Origin of the sequence: Pseudomonas parasichuanensis, assembly GCF_021601385.1 — a bacterium.
GTDB classification, from domain to species: Bacteria; Pseudomonadota; Gammaproteobacteria; order Pseudomonadales; family Pseudomonadaceae; genus Aquipseudomonas; species Aquipseudomonas parasichuanensis.
Genome location: NZ_BQHO01000025.1, coordinates 16170 through 40652, shown reverse-complemented (window position 1 = coordinate 40652; position 24483 = coordinate 16170). Strand labels below are relative to the sequence as shown.

The window sequence follows — 24483 nt, the reverse complement described above, 5'->3', positions numbered from 1 at the left end:
CCCGCAAGATTCTTTTACCGACTGCCACAGCATACACCCATTGACAGTTGCCTGCTGACTGTTATCTTACAAGTGCGACGGCGTTCTGGCCAATTCGCATGCGGTAAGTGATGTCGAGGTTCGTCCAATCAAACTGGGAGCTGAGCATGTATAAGAACAACGGGGGGCGTACAGCCCTCGCCACCGCGGTAACCTTGCTGATGGCCATGGGGACGGCCCACGCAGCGGACGTCGAAACCGTCAGGATCGGCTTTGCCGGCCCGCTGACCGGGCCTTCGGCGCATCAGGGGCAGGACGTCGAGCACGGCATCCAGATCGCCGTGGAAGAGGCCAACCAGCAGCAACTGAAAATCGGTGACAAGGTGGCCCAGTTCAAACTGGTGTCCGAAGACGATGTCGCCGACCCGCGTACCGGCACCGCCGTCGCGCAACGGCTGGTGGACTCGAAAGTGGCGGTGGTGATCGGCCACTACAACTCCGGCACCAGCATCCCGGCGTCGAAAATCTACGCCGCCGCCGGCATCCCGCAGATCTCACCGTCGGCCACCAACCCCACCCTGACCCAACAGGGCATCCCCTCGGTGTTCCGCGTGGTCAACGACGACGCCACCCTCGGCCGCTACGCCGGCAACTACCTGGTCAGCAAGCTCGACGCCAAGCGCATCGCCATCTTCGATGACCGTACCGCCTACGGCCAGGGCCTGGCCGACGAAGTGACCAAGGCGGTCAAGGCCGCCGGCGGCAACGTGGTGGTGCGCGAGTACACCAACGACAAGTCCACCGACTTCAACGCCATCCTCACCACCGCCAAGGCGCAAAAGGCCGATGCGGTGTTCTTCGCCGCCCTGGATTACCAGGCTGCGCCCATGGCCAAGCAGATGAAGAACCTGGGCCTGAAGGCGCGCTTCATGAACATCGGCAACCTGCCCAACGACTCGTTCAAGCAGATGGCCGGCAGCGCCGCCGAAGGTACCTACGCCTGGAACTACGGCACCCCATTGCTGGAAATGCCCAAGGGCGCGGCCTTCGAGCAGAAGCTCAAGGACAAGTTCGGCGTGGGCGTGGTGCAGTCGTCGCCGGCTGCCTACGACGCTACCTGGGCTGCGATCAACGCCATGGTCAAGGCCGGGTCCGACGATCCCAAGCTGTACCTGCCCGTGCTCAAGAGCCAGAGCTATGAAGGCGTGACCGGCACCATCGCCTTCGACGACCAGGGCAACCTCAAGAGCCCGGCGGCCACCGTGTTCCAGTTCGCCGACGGCGGCTGGAAGACCCTGTCGGTCGAGCGCGACTGAGCTTCACCCCAAATAACAAGCGGGCCCCAGCCCGCCACATAACAAGAAGATTTATTCCTACCTGCCAGGCCTGTTGGCGCGCAGCAGCAGTTGCTGCGCGCCAACGACAACGCAGTTTCGAGGATTCAGCTCGTGGACGGTAACTTCGATATCTTGTTGCAACAGATCCTCAACGGCCTGGTGCTGGGCAGCATCTACGCCCTGGTAGCCCTGGGCTACACCATGGTCTACGGCATCATCGGCCTGATCAACTTCGCCCACGGCGAAGTGGTGATGGTCGGCGCCATGGTCACCATTTCAGTCCTGACGATGCTGGCCGGCGCCGGCTTCGCCCCTGGGCTGATCACCTTGCTGCTGGCGATCATGGCCGCGGTGGTGGTGTGCATGCTGCTGGCCCAGGGCATGGAGAAATACGCCTACCGGCCCCTGCGCAAGGCACCGCGGCTGACCCCGCTGATCCTCGCCATCGGCATCTCCATCGCCCTGCAGAACCTGGCGATGATGATCTGGGGGCGCGGCTACAAGACCTTCCCGGAGGTGGTCGAAACCCGCCCGGTGGAGGTGTTCGGCGCCACCGTCACCAACGTGCAGCTGTCGATCATGCTGATCGCCGTGGTGATCATGCTCGGCCTGTGGCTGCTGGTGGACAAGACCCGCCTGGGCAAGGCCATGCGCGCCACCGCGCAGAACCAGGAAGTGGCCGGGCTGATGGGCATCAACATCAACCGGGTGATCAGCGCCACCTTCCTGATCGGTGCCAGCCTGGGGGCCATCGCCGGGGTGATGCGGGCGGTCAACTACGGCCAGGCCGACGCCTACATGGGCCTGCTGCTGGGCCTCAAAGCCTTCTCGGCGGCGGTGCTCGGCGGTATCGGCAACCTGTTCGGGGCCATGGCCGGCGGCTTGCTGCTGGGGCTGATCGAGTCGCTGGCGGCGGGCTACACCGGGCAACTCACCGGTGGCTTCCTGGGGGCCAACTACCAGGACATCTTCGCCTTCGCGGTGCTGATCCTGGTGCTGCTGTTGCGGCCCAACGGCCTGCTTGGCGAACGCCAGGCCGACCGGGCGTAAGGGGGCAATGATGAAAAACCTCAAAAGCCAGTACCTGTTGCTGATCCTTGCCTTCATCGCCTTGCCGTTCCTGATCGAGGCGATCCCCATGCTCGGCCCGACCTGGGTGCGCATCCTCGGTTTCGCCATGCTCTACGTGTTGCTGGCGCTGGGCCTGAACATCGTCATCGGCTACGCCGGCCTGCTCGACATGGGCTACATCGGCTTCTACGCCATCGGCGCCTACCTGTACGCCTTGCTCGCCTCGCCACACCTGAACCTGGCGGGCCTGGCCAGCGGCGTGATGGACTGGCCGATCTGGGTGATCATCCCGCTGGCCGCCGTGGCTGCGGCGATCTGTGGCGTGTTGATCGGCGCGCCAGTGCTCAAGCTGCGCGGCGACTACCTGGCAATCGTCACCCTGGGCTTCGGCGAGATCATCCGCATCTTCATGAACAACCTCGACCAGCCGGTGAACCTCACCAACGGCCCGCAGGGCATCAGCAATATCGCGCCATTGCACATCGATGGCGGGGCCTGGATGCATGCGCCGGGGGAGGGTGCCGCGCCCTTGCTGTCGTTGCAGCAGAGCTGGAGCCTGTTCGGCCTGCCGGTGTCGCCGGTGATCAGCTACTACCTGTTCTTCCTGTTCATCGTGATCCTGTGCATCGTGCTGTCCAAGCGCCTGGAGGTGTCCCGCATCGGCCGGGCCTGGATGGCCCTGCGCGAGGACGAAGTGGCCGCCGAGGCCATGGGCCTGAACAAGCGCAACCTCAAGCTGCTGGCGTTCGCCATGGGCGCCACCTTCGGCGGCGTGTCGGGCGTGCTGTTTTCCAGCTACCAGGGCTTCGTCAGCCCCGAGTCGTTCACCCTGATGGAGTCGATCATGGTCCTGGCCATGGTGGTGCTCGGTGGCATGGGCTCGATCCGTGGCGTGGTGCTGGGGGCGCTGATCCTGTCGGTGATGCCCGAGCTGTTCCGTGACCTGGTCAACTGGGTCCAGCCCTGGGTGATGGACAACGTCACCTTCATCAGCCGCGACATCCTGCGCAACGTGCTGGATGCCTCGACCCTGCGCATGCTGGTGTTCGGCCTGGCGCTGATCCTGGTCATGCGTTTTCGCCCCGAGGGCCTGTGGCCGTCCGACCGCCGCCGCGCCGAGCTGCACGATGGCGACCCTGAGCTTGCGCCGGACGCGGCGGCCCTGGCCACTGCCGTGCAGGCCCCGGCCAGCGAAGCATCCTTCGAACTCCCGATCAAAGAGGCGGACAAGGCATGAGCGACATCCTTCTCGAGCTGCACCAGGTGAGCAAGTTCTTCGGCGGCCTGCAGGCCCTGCACGGCATCGACCTGAGCATCCGCCGCGGCGAGATCCGCGGCCTGCTTGGCCCCAACGGCGCCGGCAAGACCACCCTGTTCAACGTGCTCACCGGGCTGTACCGGGCCGAGCAGGGGCGGGTGGTGTTCGACGGCAAGCCGTTGCTGATCAGCAAGCCGCACAAGGTGGTGGAGGCGGGTATCTCGCGGACCTTCCAGAACATCCGCCTGTTCCACAACATGACTGCCCTGGAAAACGTGATGATCGGCCGCCATGTGCGCACCCGCAGCGGGGTGTTCGGCGCCATCCTGCGCACCCCGGCCTGTGTGCGTGAAGAGCGCGAGATCCGCCAGGCCGCGCGGCATTGGCTGGACTACGTGGGCATCGCCCACCTGGTCGGCGAGTTGGCCAAGAACCTCTCCTACGGCGACCAGCGCCGCCTGGAGATCGCCCGGGCGCTGGCCACCGAGCCCAAGCTGATCGCCCTCGACGAGCCGGCGGCGGGCATGAACGCCTCGGAAACCGAAGGCCTGCGCCAGCTGATGTGCAAGATGCAGGCAGACGGCAAGACGGTGCTGCTGATCGAGCACGATGTGAAGCTGGTGATGGGCCTGTGCGACCACATCACCGTGCTGGAATTCGGCCGCAAGATCGCCGACGGCCTGCCGGCCGACGTGCGCAAGGACCCCAAGGTGATCGAGGCCTATCTGGGCGCGGAGGCAGTGGCATGAACAACATTCTGCAAGTGAACGGCCTGCAGGTTGCCTACGGCGCCATCCAGGCGATCAAGGGCATCGACCTGAACGTGGCCCAGGGCGAGATGGTCGCGCTGATCGGCGCCAACGGCGCGGGCAAGACCACCACCCTCAAGACCCTCGCCGGGCTGCTCAAGCCCAACGCCGGGCAGATCACCTTCGATGGCAAGGCCCACGCGGCGATCAAGGGGTTCGACCTGATCCGCGAGGGGCTGGCGCTGGTGCCGGAGGGGCGCGGCATCTTCCCCAAGCTGACCGTGCACGAAAACCTCGAGATGGGCGCGTATTCGCGCCGCGACGGCAAGGACGCCATCGACGCCGACATCGAGCGCATGTACGGCATCTTCCCACGCCTCAAAGAGCGCGCGTTCCAGCTGGCCGGGACCATGTCCGGCGGCGAGCAGCAGATGCTGGCGATCTCCCGCGCGCTGATGGGCAAGCCGAAGTTGCTGCTGCTGGACGAGCCGTCCATGGGCCTGGCGCCGATCATCGTGCAGAAGATCTTCGAAACCATCCGCGAGGTGGTGAAGGGCGGGGTGACCCTGTTGCTGGTGGAGCAGAACGCCCGCCTGGCCCTGCAGACCTGCGACCGCGCCTACGTGATCGACTCCGGGCGCATTGCCCTGACCGGCAGCTGCCAGGATCTGCTGCATGACAAGCAGGTGCAGAAGGCTTACCTGGGGGAGTGATGTCCGTGCCGCAAAAGGGCTGCAAAGCAGCCCCCGGCTCCATCGGCATTGGACGCAATAGCCGTGTCTTGTATATCCATCAAAGCGAGTGTGTGCTGTGACTGAAATTGAGCGATACCAATTCGATACCCGTGTTCACCATGCCGTCAAACACAACGGCGTGGTGTACCTGACCGGGCAGGTGGGCACGCCCGGCACCTCGGCCGCCGAGCAGACCCGCGAGGTGCTGGCCAAGATCGACCACCTGCTGGAACTGGCCGGCAGCGACAAACGCAAGATCCTCAACGCGATCCTCTGGCTCGATGACCTGCGGGACTTCGAAGCCGTGAACAGCGTGTGGGACGCCTGGGTAGACAAGGCCCACGCCCCGGCGCGCTCCACCGGCCAGGCCCGCATGGCCAAGCCCGGCATGCTGGTGGAACTCATCATCACGGCCGCCACCTGAAGGGCGGTATTTGCTTAAGTCTCGCCGTTGCCCGTGCAACGGCGCAGCCGATCGAAGGTTTCAGATGACGTCGCTCCAACAAGAACAACAGCGTTCCCTGCAACATGGCCTGACCTCCCGCCAGGTCTCGATGATCTCGATTGCCGGCATCATCGGTGCCGGCCTGTTCATCGGCTCTTCCAACGCCATCGCCTCGGCGGGCCCGGCCATCCTCATCTCCTACGCCATGACCGGGCTGCTGGTGCTGCTGGTGATGCGCATGCTCGGCGAGATGGCGGTGGCCAACCCCAACAGCGGCTCGTTCTCGACCTACGCCGGGGAAGCCATCGGGCCCTGGGCGGGCTTTACCATCGGCTGGCTGTACTGGTGGTTCTGGGTGCTGATCATCCCGGTCGAGGCGATTGCCGGCGCAGACATCCTGCACGCCTGGTTCCCCGGGGTGCCGTCCTGGCTGTTCGCCTTCCTGATCATGGGCCTGCTGGCCTGCAGCAACCTGGTCAGCGTGAAGAATTTCGGTGAGTTCGAGTTCTGGTTCGCCCTGGTCAAGGTGCTGGCGATCATCGCTTTCATCGTCGTCGGCGGCCTGGCCGTGTTCGGCGCCTGGCCGCTGGCCCAGGTGTCCGGTGTCGGCCAGCTGTGGGCCAATGGCGGTTTCGTGCCCAATGGCTGGGGGGCGGTGCTGGGCGGGGTGTTGATCACCATCTTCTGCTTCTTCGGCGCGGAGGTGGTGACCATCGCCGCGGCCGAGACCGCCAGGCCGCAAGAGAAGATCCGCCGTGCCACTAACCTTGTGGTGTACCGCATTGCCATCTTCTACCTGGCATCGATCTTCCTGGTGGTGTCGCTGGTGGCCTGGAACGATCCGGCCCTCAAGGCGGTGGGCTCGTTCCAGCGGGTGCTGGAGGTGCTCAACGTGCCCGGGGCCAAGCTGCTGGTCGACCTGGTGGTGCTGGTGGCGGTGACCAGTTGCATGAACTCGGGGCTGTATACCGCATCGCGGATGCTGTACTCCCTGGGCGCCCGTGGCGAGGCGCTGCCGATCACCTGTCGGGTGACGCGCAGTGGTGTGCCGGTGGTGGCCGTGCTGTTGTCGACCCTGGCCGGTTTTGCCGGTTGTGTCGTCAACTATGCGTTCCCAGGCCAGGTGTTCAGCTTCTTGCTCTCGACCACCGGCGCCATCGCGCTGCTGGTGTACCTGGCCATCGCCGTCTCGCAACTGCGCATGCGCGCGCGGGCCGAGCGCGAGGGCACCCGGCTGGCCTTCAAGATGTGGTTGTTCCCCTGGCTGACCTGGCTGGTGATCGCCAGCATCCTGCTGGTGCTGGGGTACATGCTGTTCAGTGACGCCTACCGGTACGAGGCGCTGATGACTGCCGGGGTGACGGTGTTCATTCTGCTGGTCTGCGTTACCCGGCAGCAGCGGCCGCGCTTGCTGCAGATCATGGGCCAGCGTTAACGGCCAGCCGTCGCGGCTGCCTTCGGCGGTTGTGCAAGCTCGCGTTTATGCAACTGATGTTAAGCCTGGAGCATTGCAGTGCCAGGCCCGACACGCCTCAGGTTCGGACTGTGCCAGGCACAGTCCGATACATGCCTTGGCCACGGCGGCCGCTTATCAAGCGCTCTCACCGCCAGCGAACAGGTCGGTCACATAGGCCGGCAGCTCGACATTGGCGATCTGCTTCGCCTCCTTGGGCGTCAGCCCGTACAAGCGCATGAAGCACTCGACGGTATTGTTCACCGTGTTGGGCGCGGCTTCGCCCTCCAGCAGGTTGCGCATCGCGGCGATGAGCCCGGCGATGGTGATCTGTGCCGCAGCATCGACACAGGCCACGTCGAAGCGCCCCTGGGCAACACCCTGGGCAATGTCGGCCTTGGCCTGCTCGTTGAATGAGTCGCTCATGATCTTGTGGGTGCCATGGGCACGCACGATGTACCAACCCCAGATCTCGTTCTGGATGGCCTGGGTGAGGAAAAGTTTCTGCACATAGGCGATTGAAAGGGCGCGATCCTGCTCCGAGGCGCTGATGACTTCTATGACCCGTTCGATCTCCTGATTCCGCTCGAGGAACAGGGCCGTGGCGATGTCTTCCTTGGAGTGGAAGTGGTTGTAGAAGGTGCCGAAGCCGACATCGGCGCCGTTGGTGATGTCCTCGATGGTCATCTGTTCGAAGCCTTTGACCGCGATCAGCCGCTGGACCGAGTCGATCAGCTTCTTGCGCGTACGCAGCTTCGACTTGAGGCCGCGTGGCATTGCGGCCGGCTTGGCATCCGCAGCAGCGCCCTGGGGGGGCGGCACCGTGGAATCGGGTGTGCGATTGTCGCTGTTGTTCATGAAAACCCCGGATGTGTCGGACTTGCCGCGAATGCAGGTGGCAGCCTGCAACCGCGAGCATCGGACACATGATGCCTTGATAGCCGGGATTATGGTATCGCCGCCGAAAGGTCGCCTGGCAGCGGCCTTCAGCGGCGTGGCGGGCGCCTCAGCAAGCCTGCGCGAGGCGGTGGTACTGCCTTCTGAAGTACATCAGGCTGTCATTGTGGGCACCGAAGCGCACGGCCTGCACCTCGCAGATGAATACGCCATGGGTACCCACTTCGTTGACCCGGACGATGCGACAGTCGAAGGAGACCAGGCTGTCATCAAGGGCCGGCGATGAAGTCTGCAAGGTGCTCCAGGCAACAGCCTTGAAACGGTCCTCGACACTGAGCTTGAGTGCGCCGCTGAAGGTCTGCGAGATGTCTTCCTGACGCCCGTGCAGCACGTTGACGCAGGCCACGCCGTTTTCGACGAAACGCTCGTACTGGAACCCGCCCTTGTTCATGCAGAACAGCAGGGTGGGCGGCGAGTCGGTCACGCTGCACACCGCAGAAGCGGTGAACCCGCCGAGGCCAGCCTTGCCGTCGGTGGTAATCACATTCACGGCAGCGCCGAGGTGGGTCATGGCCTCGCGAAAATTGATGGCGTCCATCGTTACCTCCATTGGCTCCAGGGCGGGGCCGTGGAGCGAGTCATTGTTGTTGTTTGATGATTTCATCAAGACTGATTAAGTCATCAGTTATGAGGCTATCAGATCATTTTTCCCTTCGCTAGTGCCGTTCGAGCGTTTGCCCAAGCGCTAAAAAAGGCTGTTGACAAATGCAGAATGTGATCGCCTAATCGTAACTGATGGTGTTATCAGTCATGATCGATTCATCACTAGGCCGGCATTCAATCGACCGGCCAGGAGAACAAGAACAATGAGCATCCTTACTTGCCTGCCCGTTCCTTCCTGCGTCTTGCCTTGTTCGACGGCACCTAGCCGTTGCCAGCGGCAAGCCCTGTCGAAAGCCCCTCGCTCATTGTCCCGGCACCTTGGCGGCTTGCCGGTGCCCGGGTGGTCATGACCCGCAACGCGTTTCCTCGGCCATGGGCCGTCATGCAAACCAACAATCGAGAAACGAGAGGCTGATATGGGAATTCTCAGAGTGGGTCACGTCGACCTGAAGGTGAGCGACCTCGACCAGGCGCTGCACCATTACGTGAACATCATTGGCTTGAGCGAAACCGCCCGCGACCCGCAGGGGCGGGTGTACCTGAAAGCCTGGGACGAGTGGGATGCCTACTCCCTGGTGCTGTCGCCCGACAACGGGCCGGGCTTGAACCACATCGCCTACAAGGTGGAACACGACAGCGACCTCAACGAACTGGCCGAGAAGATCGGCAGCCGTGGCGTGGCGGTGACCTGGCATGCCGAGGGCTACCTGCATGGCTGTGGTCGCTCGATCGGTTTCGACTTGCCCAGCGGCCACCGCATGTACCTGTTCGCGACCAAGGCCTTCATCGGCAAGGCCGTCGGCACGCTGAACCCGCACCCCTGGCCCGATGACCTGCGGGGGGCCGGTGTGCACTGGCTCGACCACGTGATGCTCACCTGCCCGGTGGACGAAAGCCAGGGCGTCAACACGGTCGTGGATACCACCGCGTTTCTCATGCAGGTGCTGGGTTTCAACCTGGCCGAGCAGGTGGTGACCGATGCCGAAGGCAAGCACCAGTTCGCGACCTGGCTGTTCCGCGGCACCAAGGCCCACGACCTGGCACTGGGCGCTGGCGCGACCGCCGGGTTGCACCACATTGCCTTCTACCTGGAGGACTGGAATGCCGTGCTGCGGGGCGCCGATATTCTCGGCAAACATAAAGTACCGGTGGATGTAACACCGCAGCGGCATGCCATTACCCGTGGGCAGACCACCTACTTCTTCGACCCCAGTGGCAACCGCAACGAAATGTTTGCCGGCATGGGTTATTTCGCCCAGCCCGACATGCCCACCATTACCTGGCATGTCGAGGAAATATGGCGCGGCATCTTCTTCCATGATGGAACGCCGCGCCCGGACTTCCTCGAAAACTATACCTGAATAAAAACTTGTCATGAGCGACCTGCGCTTGTTGCTGGCGCGGCGGCTGATCTTTACCTGAACGTTGGGTGTTTTATGAATAATGAAGTTTCACCCGAGCACGGCCTGCTTATTGATGCCGGCGGCATCTCGACCAACTATCACGATAACGGCGAGGGCGAACCCACGTTATTTATCCACGGCTCCGGGCCGGGGGTCACCGCTTGGGCGAACTGGCGACTGGTACTACCGGTGCTGGCCAGGCACATGCGGGTTGTCGCGCCGGATATCGTCGGTTTCGGCTTCACCCAGCGCCCTGAGGGCATTCGCTATGGCCGCCAGGCCTGGGTCCGGCACCTGGTCGATTTCATCGATGCGCTGGGCCTGGAGAAGGTCAACCTGGTTGGTAATTCCTTCGGTGGCGCACTGGCCCTGGCCATGGCTGCCGAGCATCCGCAGCGGGTCAACAAGCTGGTGCTCATGGGCAGTGTCGGCGTTGACTTCCCATTGACCGCCGGCCTGGATGCGGTGTGGGGATACGAGCCCTCGATCGCCAGCATGAAGGCCTTGCTCAAGGTGTTCGCCTTCAACCATGACCTGGTCAATGACGACCTGGCGCGCATGCGCTACGAGGCCAGTATCCGCCCGGGCTTCCAGGAGGCCTTCGCCTCGATGTTCCCGCCACCGCGCCAGGCCGGTATCGATCAGTTGGCGCTGCCCGTCGAGCAACTGGCGACCATCAGGCACCGGACATTGATCCTGCACGGGCAGGAGGACCAAGTCATCCCCGTGGCTAACAGCCATAGGTTGTTCGGCTTGTTGGAAAACGCCGAACTGCATGTATTCAGAAAGTGCGGGCATTGGGTGCAAATCGAACACGCGGAGCGTTTCGCTTCATTGTTGAAAGATTTCCTGGGCAATGAAGCTGCGCGCCCCTGAAACGTTATCGATCATCACGTCGAATAACGCCAAAAGTTATTTCGCGAAATAAAATGCGGAGTTAATCATGAAAGTCAGTTATTTCCAGCAAGTGCCTTATCGCTCGCTGCCGGACGACTTCGAGTCGAAACATGAGTCGGTTGTCAGCACCCCGTATCACGACCTGGTCACGCCCCAAGGTATTCGCAGTGCCTTCAAGGATGCCCTGGACGAAATGATGTTCGCCGCCCGCTGCGGTTTCGACGGCATCGCCATCACCGAGCATGGGCAAAGCAGCTACGACATGATGCCCAACCCGGACCTGTTCCAGGCCGCGGTGGCCTACATGACCGAAACAGAGGGGCTGGAAACCGCGATTTACCCGCTCGGCCGCTCCCTGGGCAAGACCCGCGAGCCGCTGCGGGTAGCCGAGGAGCAGGCGATGCTCGACTGCATGTCGGGCGGGCGCCTGATCTGCGGTTTTCCGATCGGCCTGGCCTACGATGCCAATTCCAACAACGGCGTGCCGCCAATGGAAACCCGCGCCCGTTTCGACGAGAACCTGGAGCTGATCCTGCGCGCCTGGCGCGAGCGCGAGCCGTTTGCCTTCAATGGCAAGTTCACCCAGCTGAGCAACGTCAACCTGTGGCCGCGGCCCTTGCAGACAGCACCCCATCCGCCGGTGTGGATCACCGCCATCGGCAACCCGAACACCATGAAGTTCATCCTGGAAAACAACTACGGCTTCAACTATTTCGGCTGGTTCGGCCCCAAGGTCACGGGCCGGCGGATCTTCGACCGCTTCCAGCAGATCGCCGAGGAGCTGGGCAAGCAGGTCAACCCCTTCCAGGTCGGCTTCATGCAGATGATCGCGGTCGCCGAAACCGACGAGCAGGCCGAACGGCTGTACGCCCGCCATGCCGAGTACTTCTTCCGCAAGTCCCTGGGCGGTATCGGCATGAACCGCCTGGCATTGCCCGGTGGCATCGACATCCGCGGGCTGGAGTTCATCTACCGCGACCCGAAGGACTTCGGCATCTACGACAAGATGCGCACCATCACCTTCAAGGAACTGGTCGAGTGCGGCGCCATTATCTGCGGCAGCCCGGCGACCGTGCGCGAACGCATCAAGGAATTCGCCACCGATTTCAAGATCGGCAACCTGCACGCCATGTTGCAGTTCGGCTCCATGCCCACCGAGTTGGCCAGATACAACATCGAGCTGTTTGCCCGGGAGGTGAAGCCACACCTTGCGCAACTGTGGAGCGACCAGGGCTACCAGCATCACTGGTGGCCGGAGCGCCTCGGCGGCAAGCCGCTGTGATCACCCCTGCCTATCCGTCTTTGGAGTCAATGCAATGAGCGCTATTCAATACATCCAGGTAAAGGCCTGGGACGACAAGCTCACGGTGCGTGTACGGGTGGCGGGCCAAGGCCCGGCGCTGGTCTACCTGCACTCGGCCGCCGGCCCGCTGTGGGACGATTTTCTCGATCTTCTGGCCGAGCACTACACCGTCTATGCGCCTGAGTTTCCAGGCACCACGCCGGACGATCCGTATTCGGTGAAACACCTGGATGACCTTCAGGATGTCGTGCTGGCCTATGAGCAGGTCATCCGGGCGCTGGAGTTGGACCGGCCGGTGCTGGTGGGGCAGAGCTTTGGCGGCATGCTGGCGGCCGAGCTGGCCAGCGTGTTCCCGCAACTGCCTTCGCGGCTGGTGATCCTCGATGCCATCGGCCTGTGGCGTGACGACGCCCCGGTGGTCAACTGGAACGAACTCCCGGCGGCCGACATGCCGGCCCTGCTGTTCCATGACCCGTCCATCGAAGTGGCCCACAGGATGTTCGAGCTGCCCCAGGACCCGGAAGAAAAGGTCAAGGCGATGGCGGCCGGCGTATGGGCCCTGGGTTGTACCGGCAAGTTCGTTTGGCCCATCGCCGACCGTGGCCTGGCCAAGCGCCTGCACCGTATCGCCGCACCTACCCTGATCGTCTGGGGCGAACACGACCGCCTGGTGTCGGCGGTCTACGCAGAAGAGTTTGCCAGACGCATCCGTGACAGCCGCGTGCACATCGTCGCGGGTGCCGGGCACATCCCGCAGATGGAGAGCCTCGAAGCCACCCTCGGAGCGACCCTGGGCTTCCTGATGGAGCAGGCGCGCTAACGCACCGGGGCAGGGGGTTTGCATGCCCCCTGGCCACCCAGGTTTCTACCCATTCACTGCCTGATGAGACCCATCATGACCCCCACAGATCAGACCCTGGAACGTCTCGCCGAGGCGTTGCGCAATGCCGAGGCCAGCGGCGAACCCATCGCGCCGTTGCGCGACCGGATCGGCGAGCACGACGCCGTGGCCGCTTACACGGTCCAGCGCTTGAACGTTGCCCATGCCCAGGCCAAAGGCCGTCGCCTGGTCGGCCGCAAGGTCGGCCTGACCAACCCCAAGGTGCAGGCCCAGCTCGGTGTCGACCAGCCGGACTTCGGCAGCCTGTTCGCCGACATGGCCTATGGCGATAACGAGACCGTGCCGTTCGGCCGCGTGCTGCAGCCGAAAATCGAGGCGGAAATCGCCCTGGTGCTGAAGCACGACCTGCCCAACCCCGACACCACCTTCGCCGAGGTCCTCGAGGCCATCGGCTGGGTACTGCCGGCCCTGGAAATTGTTGGCAGCCGCATCGCCGACTGGAACATCCGCTTCACCGACACCGTCGCTGACAACGCCTCCAGTGGTTGCTTCGTCCTGGGCGGCCCGGCGCGCCGCCCGGACGGTATCGACCTGCGTGGCGCGACCTTGCGCATGACCCGCCACGGCGAAACGGTGTCCACCGGCAGCGGCGCCGAATGCCTGGGCCACCCCCTCAATGCCGCGGTGTGGCTGGCACGCACCATGGCCCGCCTGGGCGACCCGCTGAAGGCCGGCGACATCATCCTCACCGGTGCCCTCGGGCCCATGGTGGCGGTGGCCGCTGGCGATCGCTTCGACGCCGAAATCGACGGCCTGGGCCGGGTTGGCGTGACTTTCAGCCGCGATTAACTGCAGAGAGAATCTCATGAGCAACAAACGCAAAGTCGCCATCATCGGCTCCGGCAACATCGGCACCGATTTGATGATCAAGCTCCTACGCCATGGCCAGCACCTGGAAATGGCGGCCATGGTCGGCATCGACCCCAACTCCGACGGCCTGGCCCGCGCCGCGCGCCTGGGCGTGGCGACCACCCACGAGGGGGTAGAAGGCTTGACCCGCCTGCCGGTGTTCCAGGACATCGATTTCGTCTTCGACGCCACCAGCGCCAGCGCCCACGTCAAGAACGACGCCTTCCTGCGCCGGCACAAACCAGGCCTGCGCCTGATCGACCTGACCCCGGCGGCCATCGGCCCATACTGCGTACCGGTGGTCAACCTGGAGCAGCACCTGGGCCAGCTCAACGTCAACATGGTCACCTGCGGTGGCCAGGCCACCATCCCCATGGTCGCCGCGGTATCGCGGGTGGCCAAGGTGCACTACGCCGAAATCGTCGCCTCGATCGCCAGCAAGTCGGCCGGCCCGGGTACCCGCGCCAACATTGACGAATTCACCGAGACCACCGCCAAGGCCATCGAAGTGATTGGCGGCGCGAGCAAGGGCAAGGCGATCATCGTGATGAACCCGGCCGAACCGCCGCTGATGATGCGCGACACGGTGTACGTGTTGAGCGAGCCGGCCGACCAGGCCCAGGTCGCGGCCAGCATCGAGGAAATGGCCGCCGCCGTGCAGGCCTACGTGCCGGGCTATCGCCTCAAGCAGCAGGTGCAGTTCGAAGAGGTGCGCGCCTTGAAACTGCCGGGGCAGGGGACCTTCACCGGCCTGAAAACCTCGGTGTTCCTCGAAGTCGAAGGCGCCGCCCATTACCTGCCGGCCTATGCCGGCAATCTCGACATCATGACCTCCGCCGCGCTGGCCACCGCCGAGCGCATGGCACAGGCGATGGGAGCCGTGGCATGAGCAAGAAACTGTATATCAGTGACGTGACGCTGCGCGACGGCATGCACGCCATCCGCCACCAGTACACCCTTGATGACGTGCGCGCCATCGCCACGGCGCTGGACCAGGCCAAGGTGGATTCCATCGAAGTGGCCCATGGCGATGGCCTGCAAGGCTCGTCGTTCAACTACGGCTTCGGCGCCCACACCGACCTTGAGTGGATCGAGGCGGCGGCCGACGTGGTGCAACACGCCAAGATCGCCACGCTGCTGCTGCCGGGCATCGGTACCCTGCACGACCTCAAGGCCGCTTATGACGCTGGTGCGCGAGTGGTACGGGTGGCGACCCACTGCACCGAGGCCGATGTGTCAAAGCAGCACATCGAGTACGCCCGCAGCCTCGGCATGGACACTGTTGGCTTTCTGATGATGAGCCACATGCAGACCCCCGAAGGCCTGGCCGCCCAGGCGAAGCTCATGGAGAGCTACGGCGCCACCTGCATCTATGTGGTGGACTCTGGTGGCGCGATGAACATGGACGATATCCGCGCACGGTTCCGGGCGGTGAAGGGCGTACTCAAGCCCGAAACCGAAACCGGTATCCACGCCCATCACAACCTCAGCCTGGGCGTGGCCAACTCCATCGCTGCGGTGGAGGAAGGCTGTGACCGTATCGATGCCTCCTTGGCCGGCATGGGCGCTGGCGCTGGCAATGCGCCGCTGGAGGTGTTCATCGCCGCCGCCGACAAGCTCGGTTGGAACCATGGCACTGATCTCTACGCACTGCTCGATGCCGCCGACGACCTGGTGCGGCCGCTGCAGGACCGCCCGGTGCGGGTCGACCGCGAAACCCTGGGCCTGGGTTACGCCGGTGTCTATTCGAGTTTCCTGCGCCACACCGAGATTGCCGCGGCCAAGTATGGCCTAAAGACCCTCGACATCCTCGTGGAACTGGGGCACAGGCGGATGGTGGGCGGGCAGGAAGACATGATCGTCGATGTGGCCCTTGATCTGCTCAGGGCCCGGCAAGTCGGCTGAGCCCGGGCGCTGGCCGGACGTATTGCCCGGCCAGCCCCTGGTAGTGGACGGCGGCATGTGGAAGCTCCAGGCCCGCGCCGTACGCCCTGAAGTTGCCAGGCCCGCTGGCACTCCCTGAGTAGACAAGGGCGCGCACCACACCTTTTCACCTGGCCCAAGAGGGCCTTGATGGCTTTTTTCCTGGCGGGCCGCCGGGACGGATGGCTGTTGCCCGCGCTCAGGCCTGCACGACCCATGACAGGATTTGATAATGAATAACAAGAACCAAGTCCGCTTCACCCTCGCCGCCGTGGCGATGCTGCCGCTGTTTGCCAACGCCGCAGGGCACTACGTGCCCGGCGCCGAGGGCCTGCAAGCTGCCAGCGCCCCACCACCCGGCCTGTATTACCTGGCCTACGTGCTGAACTACGACATGGACCGCTTTCGCGCGCCCGGTGGCAATCACGACATGCCGGGCCACAACAGCGGCAGTGTCACCGCCGTGGCCAACCGGCTGATCTGGATCACCGAGCACAAAGTGCTGGGCGCGGACTTCGCCGTGGAAACGCTGGTGCCGGTTGTGCACACCTCATTGAAACTGGACGCCGCCGGCATGTCCGATTCACGCACCGGCATCGGCGATATCTATGCCGGGCCCGCGCTGGCCTGGCATGGCAAGCGTTGGGATGCTGTAGCAACAGTTGGCCAGTGGTTCGACAACGGCAGTACCAGTGACCCGGCATCGCCGGGCAAGGGTTTCCAGACCACCATGTTCACCGGCGGGTTGACCTACTACCTGGACGGTGCCAGGTCGCTGTCGGCGTCGGGCCTTGTGCGCTTCGAACGCAACGGCGAAAACGACGCCGGCTTTCGCCCCGGCAACGAGCTGACCCTTGAGTGGGGCGTGGGCAAGCAGTTTGGCGTGATGCAGGCTGGCGTGGTTGGGTACAGCCAATGGCAGGTGTCGGATGACAAGGGTAGGGGGGCCAGCCAGGATCGCTCGTCACGGCACGCCGTGGGCCTGCAGCTCGACTACGCCATTCCCAGCGTGGGAATGGTCTTCAAGGCTGCGGCGTACAAGGAGCTCAGCGCCACCGCGGGTAGCGATGCATACCCGAAGGGAGAACTGTTGCGGCTCACGGTCGTGAAGGCTTTCTGACCGACCCGCGCAGGCCGCACTGACGCGGCCTGCGCGGCGGCGGGCTTGCCCGGCAACTCGTGCCTGGCTAAGCCTCGAACTGCTTGTCCAGGGCAGCCTTGAACTGTTGCAAGGCGGCGCGGAACTGGGCCTGGCGAGGCATGAAGCGCGCCGTGGGCGCCACTACCGACACCGCGTGCGGCCCCATGAACGTTGGAATCAACAGGCTTACCGCACTCACGCCCAGGGTGTGCTCTTCGATGTCCACGGCCACGCCTTCGCGGCGAATGTCCTGGATCTGCGCGAGCAAGGCGGGCAACTCGAGGGTGTTGGGCGTCAGCCTTTCGGGCGCCGCAGGCAGCCACTCGCGGATGGTCTCGTCGCTCAGGGTGGACAGCAGCACCTTGCCATCGGCGGTGGCGTGCATGGGCAGTGACCTGCCGAGGGGGACTACCACGCGCAGTTCCTGCTCGCTGAGCACCCGGATGATGACGTTGCTCTGCTGCCCGCGAATGCACGACAGCACCACGGTTTCCCCCAACGACTCACCCAACTGTTCCAGCGACTCGCGGGCCACGGAAATGATATCGCCATGGGCATGGTGGATCAGTTGCCCCAGGGCAGGGCCCAGGCGATAGCCGCTGCCGGGCAGCCCTTCGACCAGGCCCTCGGCCTCCAGTGCACCGATGATCCGCTGCACGGTGGAGCGCGGCAGGTCAGTGGCCTGGGCGATGGCGGCCAGGCTCAGGCCCTGCGGCTGGGCACCCAGGGCCCGCATGATGGCGCTGGAGCGGGCGATGACCTGGATGCCACCGCTGCGCTGTTCGTCTGCTGCATTGTCTTTTTCAGAACTCATCACTTTCCTCGAAACCGGCGTTGCCGCCTGCACCCTGGCGGCTGCGCGAGTGTACAGGTTCATCGCCGGATCGACAGCGGCTGGTTTTTCTCTGTAATCGCAATGTATCATGATGCGATACACAGTACCGCAATATGGTACATTGCGATTCGCCCGTTGCTCCGCCAGCGCATTTCTGAAGGCAAGCACAAGCAACTGGCGTCATGCCCAAGGAGAAATGATGAACACCAGAACCCTGCACCGTCTCGGCGCCTTGCTGTCGATGAGCCTCGCGCTGTCGGCCTGTGAAAAGGCCGAGCAGCCGTTGGCGGCCGCGCCCCCCGAAGTGGGCGTGGTCGAACTCAAGCCACAGGATGTACTGCTGAGCAGCGACCTGCCGGGCCGCACCACCGCCTTGCGCGTGGCCGAGGTGCGCCCGCAGGTCAGCGGCATCGTGCTCAAGCGCCTGTTCACCGAAGGCACCGTGGTGCGCAAGGGGCAACAGCTGTACCAGATCGACCCGGCGCTGTATCAGGCCGCCGTCGACAAGGCCGAGGCCAACCGCGACACCGCGCGCAACCTGGCCCAGCGCTACCAGCGATTGTTGGAAACCAAGGCCATCAGCCGCCAGCAGTTCGACGATGCCCAGGCCAGCTGGAAACAGACCGAAGCCGAACTGAAGACCGCGCGCATCAACCTGGAGTACACCCGTGTGCTGGCGCCGATCGACGGCCGCATCAGCCGCTCCAACGTCACCGAAGGCGCGCTGGTGAATGCTGGGCAGGGCCAGGAACTGGCCTCGATCAACCAGCTGGACCCGATCTACGTGGACGTCACCCAGGCCTCCACCGAACTGCTGCGCCTGCGCCGTGAACTGGACGCCGGGCACCTGGCCATGGTCGGCCCGGGCCAGGTGAAGGTCGACCTGACACTCGAGGACGGCACCCCTTATGCGCAGCCGGGGGCGCTGAAGTTCTCCGAGGTGACCGTCGACCCGGGCACCGGCTCGGTCACCCTGCGTGCGCAGTTCCCCAACCCCGACGGCATCCTGATGCCGGGCATGTTCGTGCATGGCTCGCTGGCCGAAGGTGTACGCCGCCAGGCGATCCTGGTGCCGCAACAGGGCGTGACCCGCGACCTCAAGGGCCAGGCCACTGCCTGGGTGCTGATCGACGGCGACCAGGCCGAGCTGCGCCATATCCGCACTTCGCGCACCGTGGGCAACCAGTGGCTGGTGGAGTCAGGCCTGAACGCCGGTGAACGCGTGGTCACCGAAGGCGTGCAGCGCGTACGCCCGGGCATCGCGCTCAAGCCCGTCGCCGCCGGCAACGTCGCCCCCGTGCAAAGCATCGTCAGTTCCCAGCCGTAAAGCTGCCCCGGCATCGCCGCCACCAATCGGTACATTTCTATGGCATCGTTCTTCATCAACCGGCCGATCTTCGCCTGGGTGATCGCTATCGTGATCATGCTCGCCGGGTGCTTCAGCATCCTCAAGCTGCCGGTCAACCAGTACCCCAACATCGCCGCCCCCGCGATCAGCATCACCGTCAGCTACCCCGGCGCTTCGGCGCAGACCGTGCAGGACACGGTGGTGCAGGTGATCGAACAGCAACTGAACAACCTCGATGGCCTGCGCTATCTCTCTTCAGAGAGCAACAGCGATGGCAGCATGACCATCATCGTCACCTTCGACCAGGGCACCGACCCGGACATCGCCCAGGTGCAGGTACAGAACAAGCTGCAGCTGGCCACCCCGTTGCTGCCCGAGGAAGTGCAGCGCCAGGGCCTGCGCGTGGCCAAGTACCAGATCAACTTCATGCTGATCGTCGGCCTGTACTCCGAAGACGGCAGCATGGATGACTTCGATATCGGCAACTACATCGTCTCCAACCTCAAGGACCCGATCACCCGGGTCAAGGGCGTGGGCGACTTCCAGATGCTCGGCGCGCAGTACGCGATGCGCATCTGGACCGACCCGCAGAAACTGCTGGGCTACCAGTTGACGCCGCAGGATGTGATCGATGCGGTGCGCGCCGAGAACGTCCAGGTGTCGTCGGGCTCACTCGGTGGCCTGCCGACCCACCAGGGCGTGCAGCTCAACGCCACGGTGTTGGGCATGTCGCGGATGCAGAGCGCCGAGCAGTTCCAGGAAATCCTGCTCAAGGTCAATCCGGACGGCTCCCAGGTGCGCCTCAAGGATGTCGCCACGGTCGGCCTGGGCGCGGAGAACTTCTCCATTTCCGGCACCTACAACGGCAAGCCGTCCGCGGCGCTCGCCCTGCGCCTGGCCACTGGCGCCAACCTGCTGGACACCGTGCAGCGGGTGCGTGACACCGTGGCCGAGCTGGAACCCTACCTGCCCGCCGGGGTGAAGGTGGTCTACCCGTACGACACCTCGCCTGCGGTCGGTGCCTCGATCCACGAGGTGGTCAAGACCTTGTTCGAGGGCATCGTGCTGGTGTTCCTGGTGATGTACCTGTTCATGCAGAACCTGCGCGCCACGCTGATCCCCACCCTGGCGGTGCCGGTGGTCCTGCTGGGGACCTTTGGTGTGCTGGCGGCGTTCGGTTTCACCATCAACATCCTGACCATGTTCGGCATGGTCCTGGCCATCGGCCTGCTGGTGGACGACGCCATCGTGGTGGTGGAAAACGTCGAGCGGGTGATGATCGAGGACAAGCTGTCGCCCAAGGATGCCACCCGCAAATCCATGGGGCAGATCCAGGGGGCGCTGGTGGGGATCGCCATGGTGCTGTCGGCGGTGTTCGTGCCGATGGCCTTCTTCGGTGGCGCCACCGGCATCATCTACCGGCAGTTCTCGATCACCATCGTTTCGGCCATGGCCTTGTCGGTGCTGGTGGCGATGATCTTCACCCCGGCACTGTGCGCCACGCTGCTCAAACCGATCAGTCACGATCACCATGACAAGAAAGGCCTCTTCGGCTGGTTCAACCGTACCTTCGACCGCAATGCCGACCGCTACAAGGTCGGGGTACTGGGCATCGCCAGGCGCAAGGTGCTGTTCCTGGGCGTGTATGCCCTGATCGTGGTGGCACTGGGCTGGCTGTTCCCGAAGATCCCCACGGCGTTCCTGCCGGGTGAGGACCAGGGCACGATGTTCGTCCAGGTACAGATGCCGACCAACACCAGTGCCGAGCGCACCCAAGGGGTGCTCAACGAGGTCCGCGACTACCTGCTGCAAGATGAAGGTGGGCTGATCGAGTCCGCCTACACGGTCAACGGCTTCAACTTCGCGGGCCGCGGCCAGAGCTCGGGGATGCTGTTCGTCGGCCTCAAACCCTGGGATGCGCGCAGTGGCGCCCATGGCACCGATATCTTCGCCCTGTCCCAGCGCATCCAGGCGCGCGTCGCGCAGATCAAGGACGGCAGTGTCATCGCCATCGTACCGCCGGCGATCCTTGAGCTGGGCAACGCCCTGGGCTTCGACTTCTATCTGCAGGACCGTGCAGGCCTGGGCCACGACAAGCTGATCGAAGCGCGCAACCAGTTCCTGCAGCTGGCCGCCGCCGACCCGGTACTGGCCAACGTGCGCCCCAACGGCATGAACGACGAGCCGCAGTACCAGATCGTCATCGACAAGGAAAAAGCCCGAGCGCTACAGGTGAGCATCAGCGACATCAACAACACCATGAGCACCGCGTGGGGCTCGTCGTACGTCAACGACTTCATCGACCGTGGCCGGGTGAAGAAAGTGTACGTGCAGGGTGAAATCAGCTCGCGCATTTCGCCGGAAGACTTCAACAAGTGGTACGTGCGCAACGCCAACGGCGAGATGGTCAAGTTCTCGTCCTTCGCCCACGGTTTCTGGACTTACGGCTCGCCGAAGCTGGAGCGCTTCAACGGCGTGCCGGCGGTACAGATCCAGGGTGAACCGGCGCCGGGCTACAGCTCGGGCGATGCCATGCAGGCGGTGGCGCGGATCATCGCCAAGCTGCCGGCGGGCGTTGGCCTGCAGTACAACGGCATGTCCTATGAAGAGCGGTTGTCCGGCTCCCAGGCGCCGGCGTTGTATGCGGTATCGGTGCTGATCGTGTTCCTCTGCCTGGCGGCCCTGTATGAAAGCTGGTCGGTGCCGCTGGCGGTGATCATGGTGGTGCCCCTGGGTGTTATCGGGGCGGTGCTGGCCACCCTCGGTCGCGGCCTGGCCAACGACGTCTTCTTCCAGGTGGGCCTGCTGACCACGGTCGGCCTGTCGGCGAAGAACGCCATCCTTATCGTCGAGTTCGCCAAGGCACTGCACGAGCAGGGCATGCCACTGCTGGAGGCCTCGGCGGAAGCTGCGCGCCAGCGCTTGCGGCCGATCATCATGACCTCGCTGGCGTTCGTGCTCGGGGTACTGCCCCTGGCAATTTCCAGCGGGCCCGGCTCGGGCAGCCAGCACTCCATCGGTACCGGCGTGGTCGGTGGCATGCTCACCGCCACCTTCCTTGCGGTGTTCTTCGTGCCGCTGTTCTTCGTGGTCATTACCCGCCTGTTCAGCCGCAAGGCGCAGCAGGCCAACACCCAGGCCCAAGGAGAGCAGGCATGAAGCACGGCACACTGAAAACAGCCCTGGCCCTGGCCGTGGGCTTGATGGGCGGTTGTTCGCTGATTCCCGACTACCAGCGCCCGGAGGCGCCGGTGGCCACGGAGTGGGTCGGCGCCCCCGCCGATGCACAGGCGCTGCTGCCCTGGGCGACGTTCTTCCAGGATGCGCAACTCAAGGCGCTGATCGGCGATGCGCTGCAGCACAACCGCGACCTGCGGGTGGCGCTGCTCAACATCGACAAGGCCCGGGCGCAGTACCGCATCCGCCGCGCCGACCTGCTGCCGACGATCGACGCCAGCGTCGCCGGCAACCACACGCGCACGCCGGCCGACCTGGCGGTCGATGGCCGCTCGGGCGCCAGCCACCGCTATGACGCAGGCGTCGGTTTCGCCGCCTACGAGGTGGACTTCTTCGGCCGCGTGCGCAGCCTCAACCAGCAGGCGCTGGAGAGCTACCTGCAGACGCTGGAGGCGCAGCGTAGCGCGCAGATCGCCCTGGTTGCCGAAGTGGCCAACGCTTACTACCAGTTGCAGGCCGACCTGCAATCGCTGGCGCTGAGCGAACAGACCCTGCACAGCCAGCAGCAGAGCTACCTGACCATTCGCAGCAGTTACCAGGAAGACGTGGCCACCGAGCTGGACCTGAGCCAGGCCGAGAGCACCGTGCGTTCGGCGCAAGCCCGCCAGGCGCGCTACCGGCGCCTGGTGGCGCAGGACCGCAACGCGCTGGTGTTGCTGGTGGGCAAGCCGCTGGCCACGGCGCAGCTGGACCAGGCCGGGTTGGATGCGCTGGAACTTGGCGCAGCGCTACCGGCGGGCCTGCCCTCCCAGGTGCTCACCCAGCGCCCGGACATCCTCGCCGCCGAGCATGCGCTCAAAGCCGCCAACGCCAATGTCGGCGCTGCCCGCGCGGCGTTCTTCCCGAGCATCAGCCTGACCGCTTCGGCCGGCTCGGCCAGCGCCCAGCTGGGCGATCTGTTCGCCGGCGGGCAGGGCGCCTGGAGCTTCGTGCCGTCGATCAACGTGCCGATCTTCAACTGGGGGCGCAACCAGGCCAACCTCGACGTGGCCAAGGTGCAGACTTCGATCGAAGTGGCCAATTACCAGAAGGCCATTCAGCAAGCGTTCCGCGAGGTGTCCGACGGCCTGGTCGCACGCGGTGAACTGGACCGCCAGGCCACGGCCCAGGGGTTGCTGGTCAAGGCCAATGCCCACAGTTATGCCCTGGCCCAGCAGCGTTACGAAACGGGGGTGGACACTTACCTCAACAGCCTGGATGCCCAGCGCAACCTGTTCGATTCGCAGCAGCAGCTGGTGGACACGCGCCTGGTACGCAGCCAGAACCTGATTGCGCTGTACAAGGCGCTGGGTGGGGGGAGTCAGTGATGGAATGCGAACGACGCCGGCTTGTAGGAGCGGCCTTGCGCCGCGAAAGGGCTGCGCAGCAGCCCCAGCGATCATTGCGCCAATGCTGGCTTCCTAGGGCCGCTTTGCGGCCCTTTCGCGGCGCAAGGCCGCTCCTACAAGGGCCATCGCCATGAGGCGCAGCAAAGCCGAAGTCGAGCAGACGCGCCAGCGCCTGCTCGACGCTGCCGAGCGGGTGTTCAGCGACCGCGGCTACGCCGTGGCCAGGCTGGAGGACATCGCCGATGTCGCCGGCCTGACCCGCGGCTCCATCTATTGGCACTTCGACGGCAAGCCCGAATTGCTCGAAGCGGTGATCGAGCGCGCGTGGTTCCCCTGGGACCAACTGCCGACCGACCCGGCACAGGTTCCCGGCATCGCGCGGATGGCGGCGGTGCTGGGTGAGGGTATGCAACGCACCCTTAGCGAGCCGCGGCTCCGGCGCAGCGCTTCGATCCTGCTGCAGGGGCATGAACTGCGCAGTGTCAGCGCGCGGGTGCTCGAACGCCTGCAGGGCATGCAGCACCGCATCCGGCGCTACGTGGCGCTGGTGCTCGAGCAGGCCTGGCCGGGCGACCTGGCCCTGCGCGACAGCAGGGCCAGGGCCGTCGGGGTGTTCATGTTCGGCGCCCTCAGCGAAGCGCTGCTGCTGGGCCTGCCGGGCGAGCAGTACCCGGCCGGCCAGGACGTGGAGCGCTTCATCCTTGGCTTGCTCGCGCAGGCTGAGGGGTAGGG

The 24483-nt window shown here is 64.5% G+C and carries 22 protein-coding genes; 19 read left to right on the top strand and 3 right to left on the bottom strand.

The features are described from left to right. Positions 1-146: 146 nt before the first annotated feature. The 7 genes from L6D77_RS18975 to L6D77_RS18945 all read left to right on the top strand — a co-directional run bounded on the left by L6D77_RS18975 (position 147) and on the right by L6D77_RS18945 (position 7008). Positions 147-1295, top strand: coding sequence for a branched-chain amino acid ABC transporter substrate-binding protein (locus tag L6D77_RS18975; protein ID WP_232883614.1), 1149 nt, complete (start codon positions 147-149; stop codon positions 1293-1295). 132 nt (positions 1296-1427) lie between these two features. Next, on the top strand, positions 1428-2366 hold the full coding sequence (locus L6D77_RS18970) for a branched-chain amino acid ABC transporter permease (RefSeq protein ID WP_232883612.1): 939 nt from the start codon (positions 1428-1430) through the stop codon (positions 2364-2366). A gap of 10 nt (positions 2367-2376) precedes the next feature. Next, positions 2377-3624, top strand: a complete 1248-nt coding sequence (locus L6D77_RS18965) for an ABC transporter permease subunit (protein ID WP_232883610.1) — start codon at positions 2377-2379, stop codon at positions 3622-3624. Beyond that, the gene (locus L6D77_RS18960; protein ID WP_232883608.1) at positions 3621-4394 is read left to right on the top strand and encodes an ABC transporter ATP-binding protein; all 774 of its coding nucleotides are present in this window, start codon (positions 3621-3623) and stop codon (positions 4392-4394) included. The genes L6D77_RS18965 and L6D77_RS18960 overlap by 4 nt, the downstream gene beginning before the upstream one ends. Beyond that, the gene (locus L6D77_RS18955; RefSeq protein ID WP_232883607.1) at positions 4391-5107 is read left to right on the top strand and encodes an ABC transporter ATP-binding protein; all 717 of its coding nucleotides are present in this window, start codon (positions 4391-4393) and stop codon (positions 5105-5107) included. Before L6D77_RS18960 ends, L6D77_RS18955 begins: the two co-directional genes overlap by 4 nt. A 97-nt stretch (positions 5108-5204) precedes the next feature. Next, complete coding sequence (locus tag L6D77_RS18950; RefSeq protein WP_232883605.1) at positions 5205-5552, top strand: RidA family protein; 348 nt, start codon at positions 5205-5207, stop codon at positions 5550-5552. Positions 5553-5616: 64 nt separating this feature from the next. Next, positions 5617-7008: an amino acid permease gene (locus tag L6D77_RS18945; protein WP_232883604.1), complete on the top strand. Its 1392-nt coding sequence runs from the start codon at positions 5617-5619 to the stop codon at positions 7006-7008. 156 nt (positions 7009-7164) lie between these two features. Here the strand turns inward: L6D77_RS18945 and L6D77_RS18940 are convergent, their stop codons facing one another. Then, a complete protein-coding gene (locus tag L6D77_RS18940) occupies positions 7165-7884 on the bottom strand; it encodes a TetR/AcrR family transcriptional regulator (protein WP_232883602.1) in 720 nt (239 codons plus the stop codon). Between the two features lie 148 nt (positions 7885-8032). Beyond that, the gene (locus L6D77_RS18935) at positions 8033-8521 is read right to left on the bottom strand and encodes a flavin reductase (RefSeq protein WP_232883600.1); all 489 of its coding nucleotides are present in this window, start codon (positions 8519-8521) and stop codon (positions 8033-8035) included. A gap of 481 nt (positions 8522-9002) precedes the next feature. On the opposite strand from L6D77_RS18935, the gene L6D77_RS18930 reads away from it, so the two are divergent. The 8 genes from L6D77_RS18930 (at position 9003) to L6D77_RS18895 (ending at position 16982) form a co-directional block, all read left to right on the top strand. Then, positions 9003-9947, top strand: coding sequence for a catechol 2,3-dioxygenase (locus L6D77_RS18930; RefSeq protein ID WP_232883598.1), 945 nt, complete (start codon positions 9003-9005; stop codon positions 9945-9947). A 75-nt stretch (positions 9948-10022) separates the two neighbouring features. Further along, entirely contained in the window at positions 10023-10865 is an 843-nt protein-coding gene (locus L6D77_RS18925; protein WP_232883596.1) for an alpha/beta fold hydrolase, read from the top strand. 67 nt (positions 10866-10932) lie between these two features. Next, entirely contained in the window at positions 10933-12168 is a 1236-nt protein-coding gene (locus tag L6D77_RS18920) for an LLM class flavin-dependent oxidoreductase (protein WP_232883594.1), read from the top strand. A gap of 34 nt (positions 12169-12202) precedes the next feature. Next, positions 12203-13009, top strand: coding sequence for an alpha/beta fold hydrolase (locus L6D77_RS18915; protein WP_232883593.1), 807 nt, complete (start codon positions 12203-12205; stop codon positions 13007-13009). A 75-nt stretch (positions 13010-13084) separates the two neighbouring features. Further along, a complete protein-coding gene (gene mhpD, locus L6D77_RS18910) occupies positions 13085-13879 on the top strand; it encodes a 2-keto-4-pentenoate hydratase (protein WP_232883591.1) in 795 nt (264 codons plus the stop codon). A 16-nt stretch (positions 13880-13895) separates the two neighbouring features. After that, positions 13896-14828, top strand: a complete 933-nt coding sequence (locus L6D77_RS18905; RefSeq protein WP_232883589.1) for an acetaldehyde dehydrogenase (acetylating) — start codon at positions 13896-13898, stop codon at positions 14826-14828. After that, positions 14825-15844 carry a 4-hydroxy-2-oxovalerate aldolase gene (mhpE, locus tag L6D77_RS18900; protein WP_232883587.1) on the top strand — a complete coding sequence of 340 codons (1020 nt, stop codon included), beginning with the start codon at positions 14825-14827 and terminating at the stop codon, positions 15842-15844. Before L6D77_RS18905 ends, mhpE begins: the two co-directional genes overlap by 4 nt. Before the next feature lie 250 nt (positions 15845-16094). Beyond that, positions 16095-16982, top strand: coding sequence for a SphA family protein (locus L6D77_RS18895; protein WP_232883586.1), 888 nt, complete (start codon positions 16095-16097; stop codon positions 16980-16982). A gap of 67 nt (positions 16983-17049) precedes the next feature. Here the strand turns inward: L6D77_RS18895 and L6D77_RS18890 are convergent, their stop codons facing one another. After that, positions 17050-17817, bottom strand: coding sequence for an IclR family transcriptional regulator (locus tag L6D77_RS18890; protein WP_232883585.1), 768 nt, complete (start codon positions 17815-17817; stop codon positions 17050-17052). Positions 17818-18037: 220 nt separating this feature from the next. Between L6D77_RS18890 and L6D77_RS18885 the strand changes: the two genes are divergently transcribed. From L6D77_RS18885 to L6D77_RS18870, 4 genes are all read left to right on the top strand, one after another. Further along, positions 18038-19165: an efflux RND transporter periplasmic adaptor subunit gene (locus L6D77_RS18885; protein WP_269807539.1), complete on the top strand. Its 1128-nt coding sequence runs from the start codon at positions 18038-18040 to the stop codon at positions 19163-19165. Positions 19166-19204: 39 nt separating this feature from the next. Further along, positions 19205-22345 (top strand): efflux RND transporter permease subunit, encoded by a 3141-nt coding sequence (locus L6D77_RS18880; RefSeq protein ID WP_232883584.1) that lies wholly within the window; start codon positions 19205-19207, stop codon positions 22343-22345. Continuing rightward, entirely contained in the window at positions 22342-23730 is a 1389-nt protein-coding gene (locus L6D77_RS18875) for an efflux transporter outer membrane subunit (protein ID WP_232883582.1), read from the top strand. The genes L6D77_RS18880 and L6D77_RS18875 overlap by 4 nt, the downstream gene beginning before the upstream one ends. A gap of 151 nt (positions 23731-23881) precedes the next feature. After that, a complete protein-coding gene (locus L6D77_RS18870; RefSeq protein ID WP_232883580.1) occupies positions 23882-24481 on the top strand; it encodes a TetR family transcriptional regulator in 600 nt (199 codons plus the stop codon). Positions 24482-24483 lie beyond the last annotated feature (2 nt).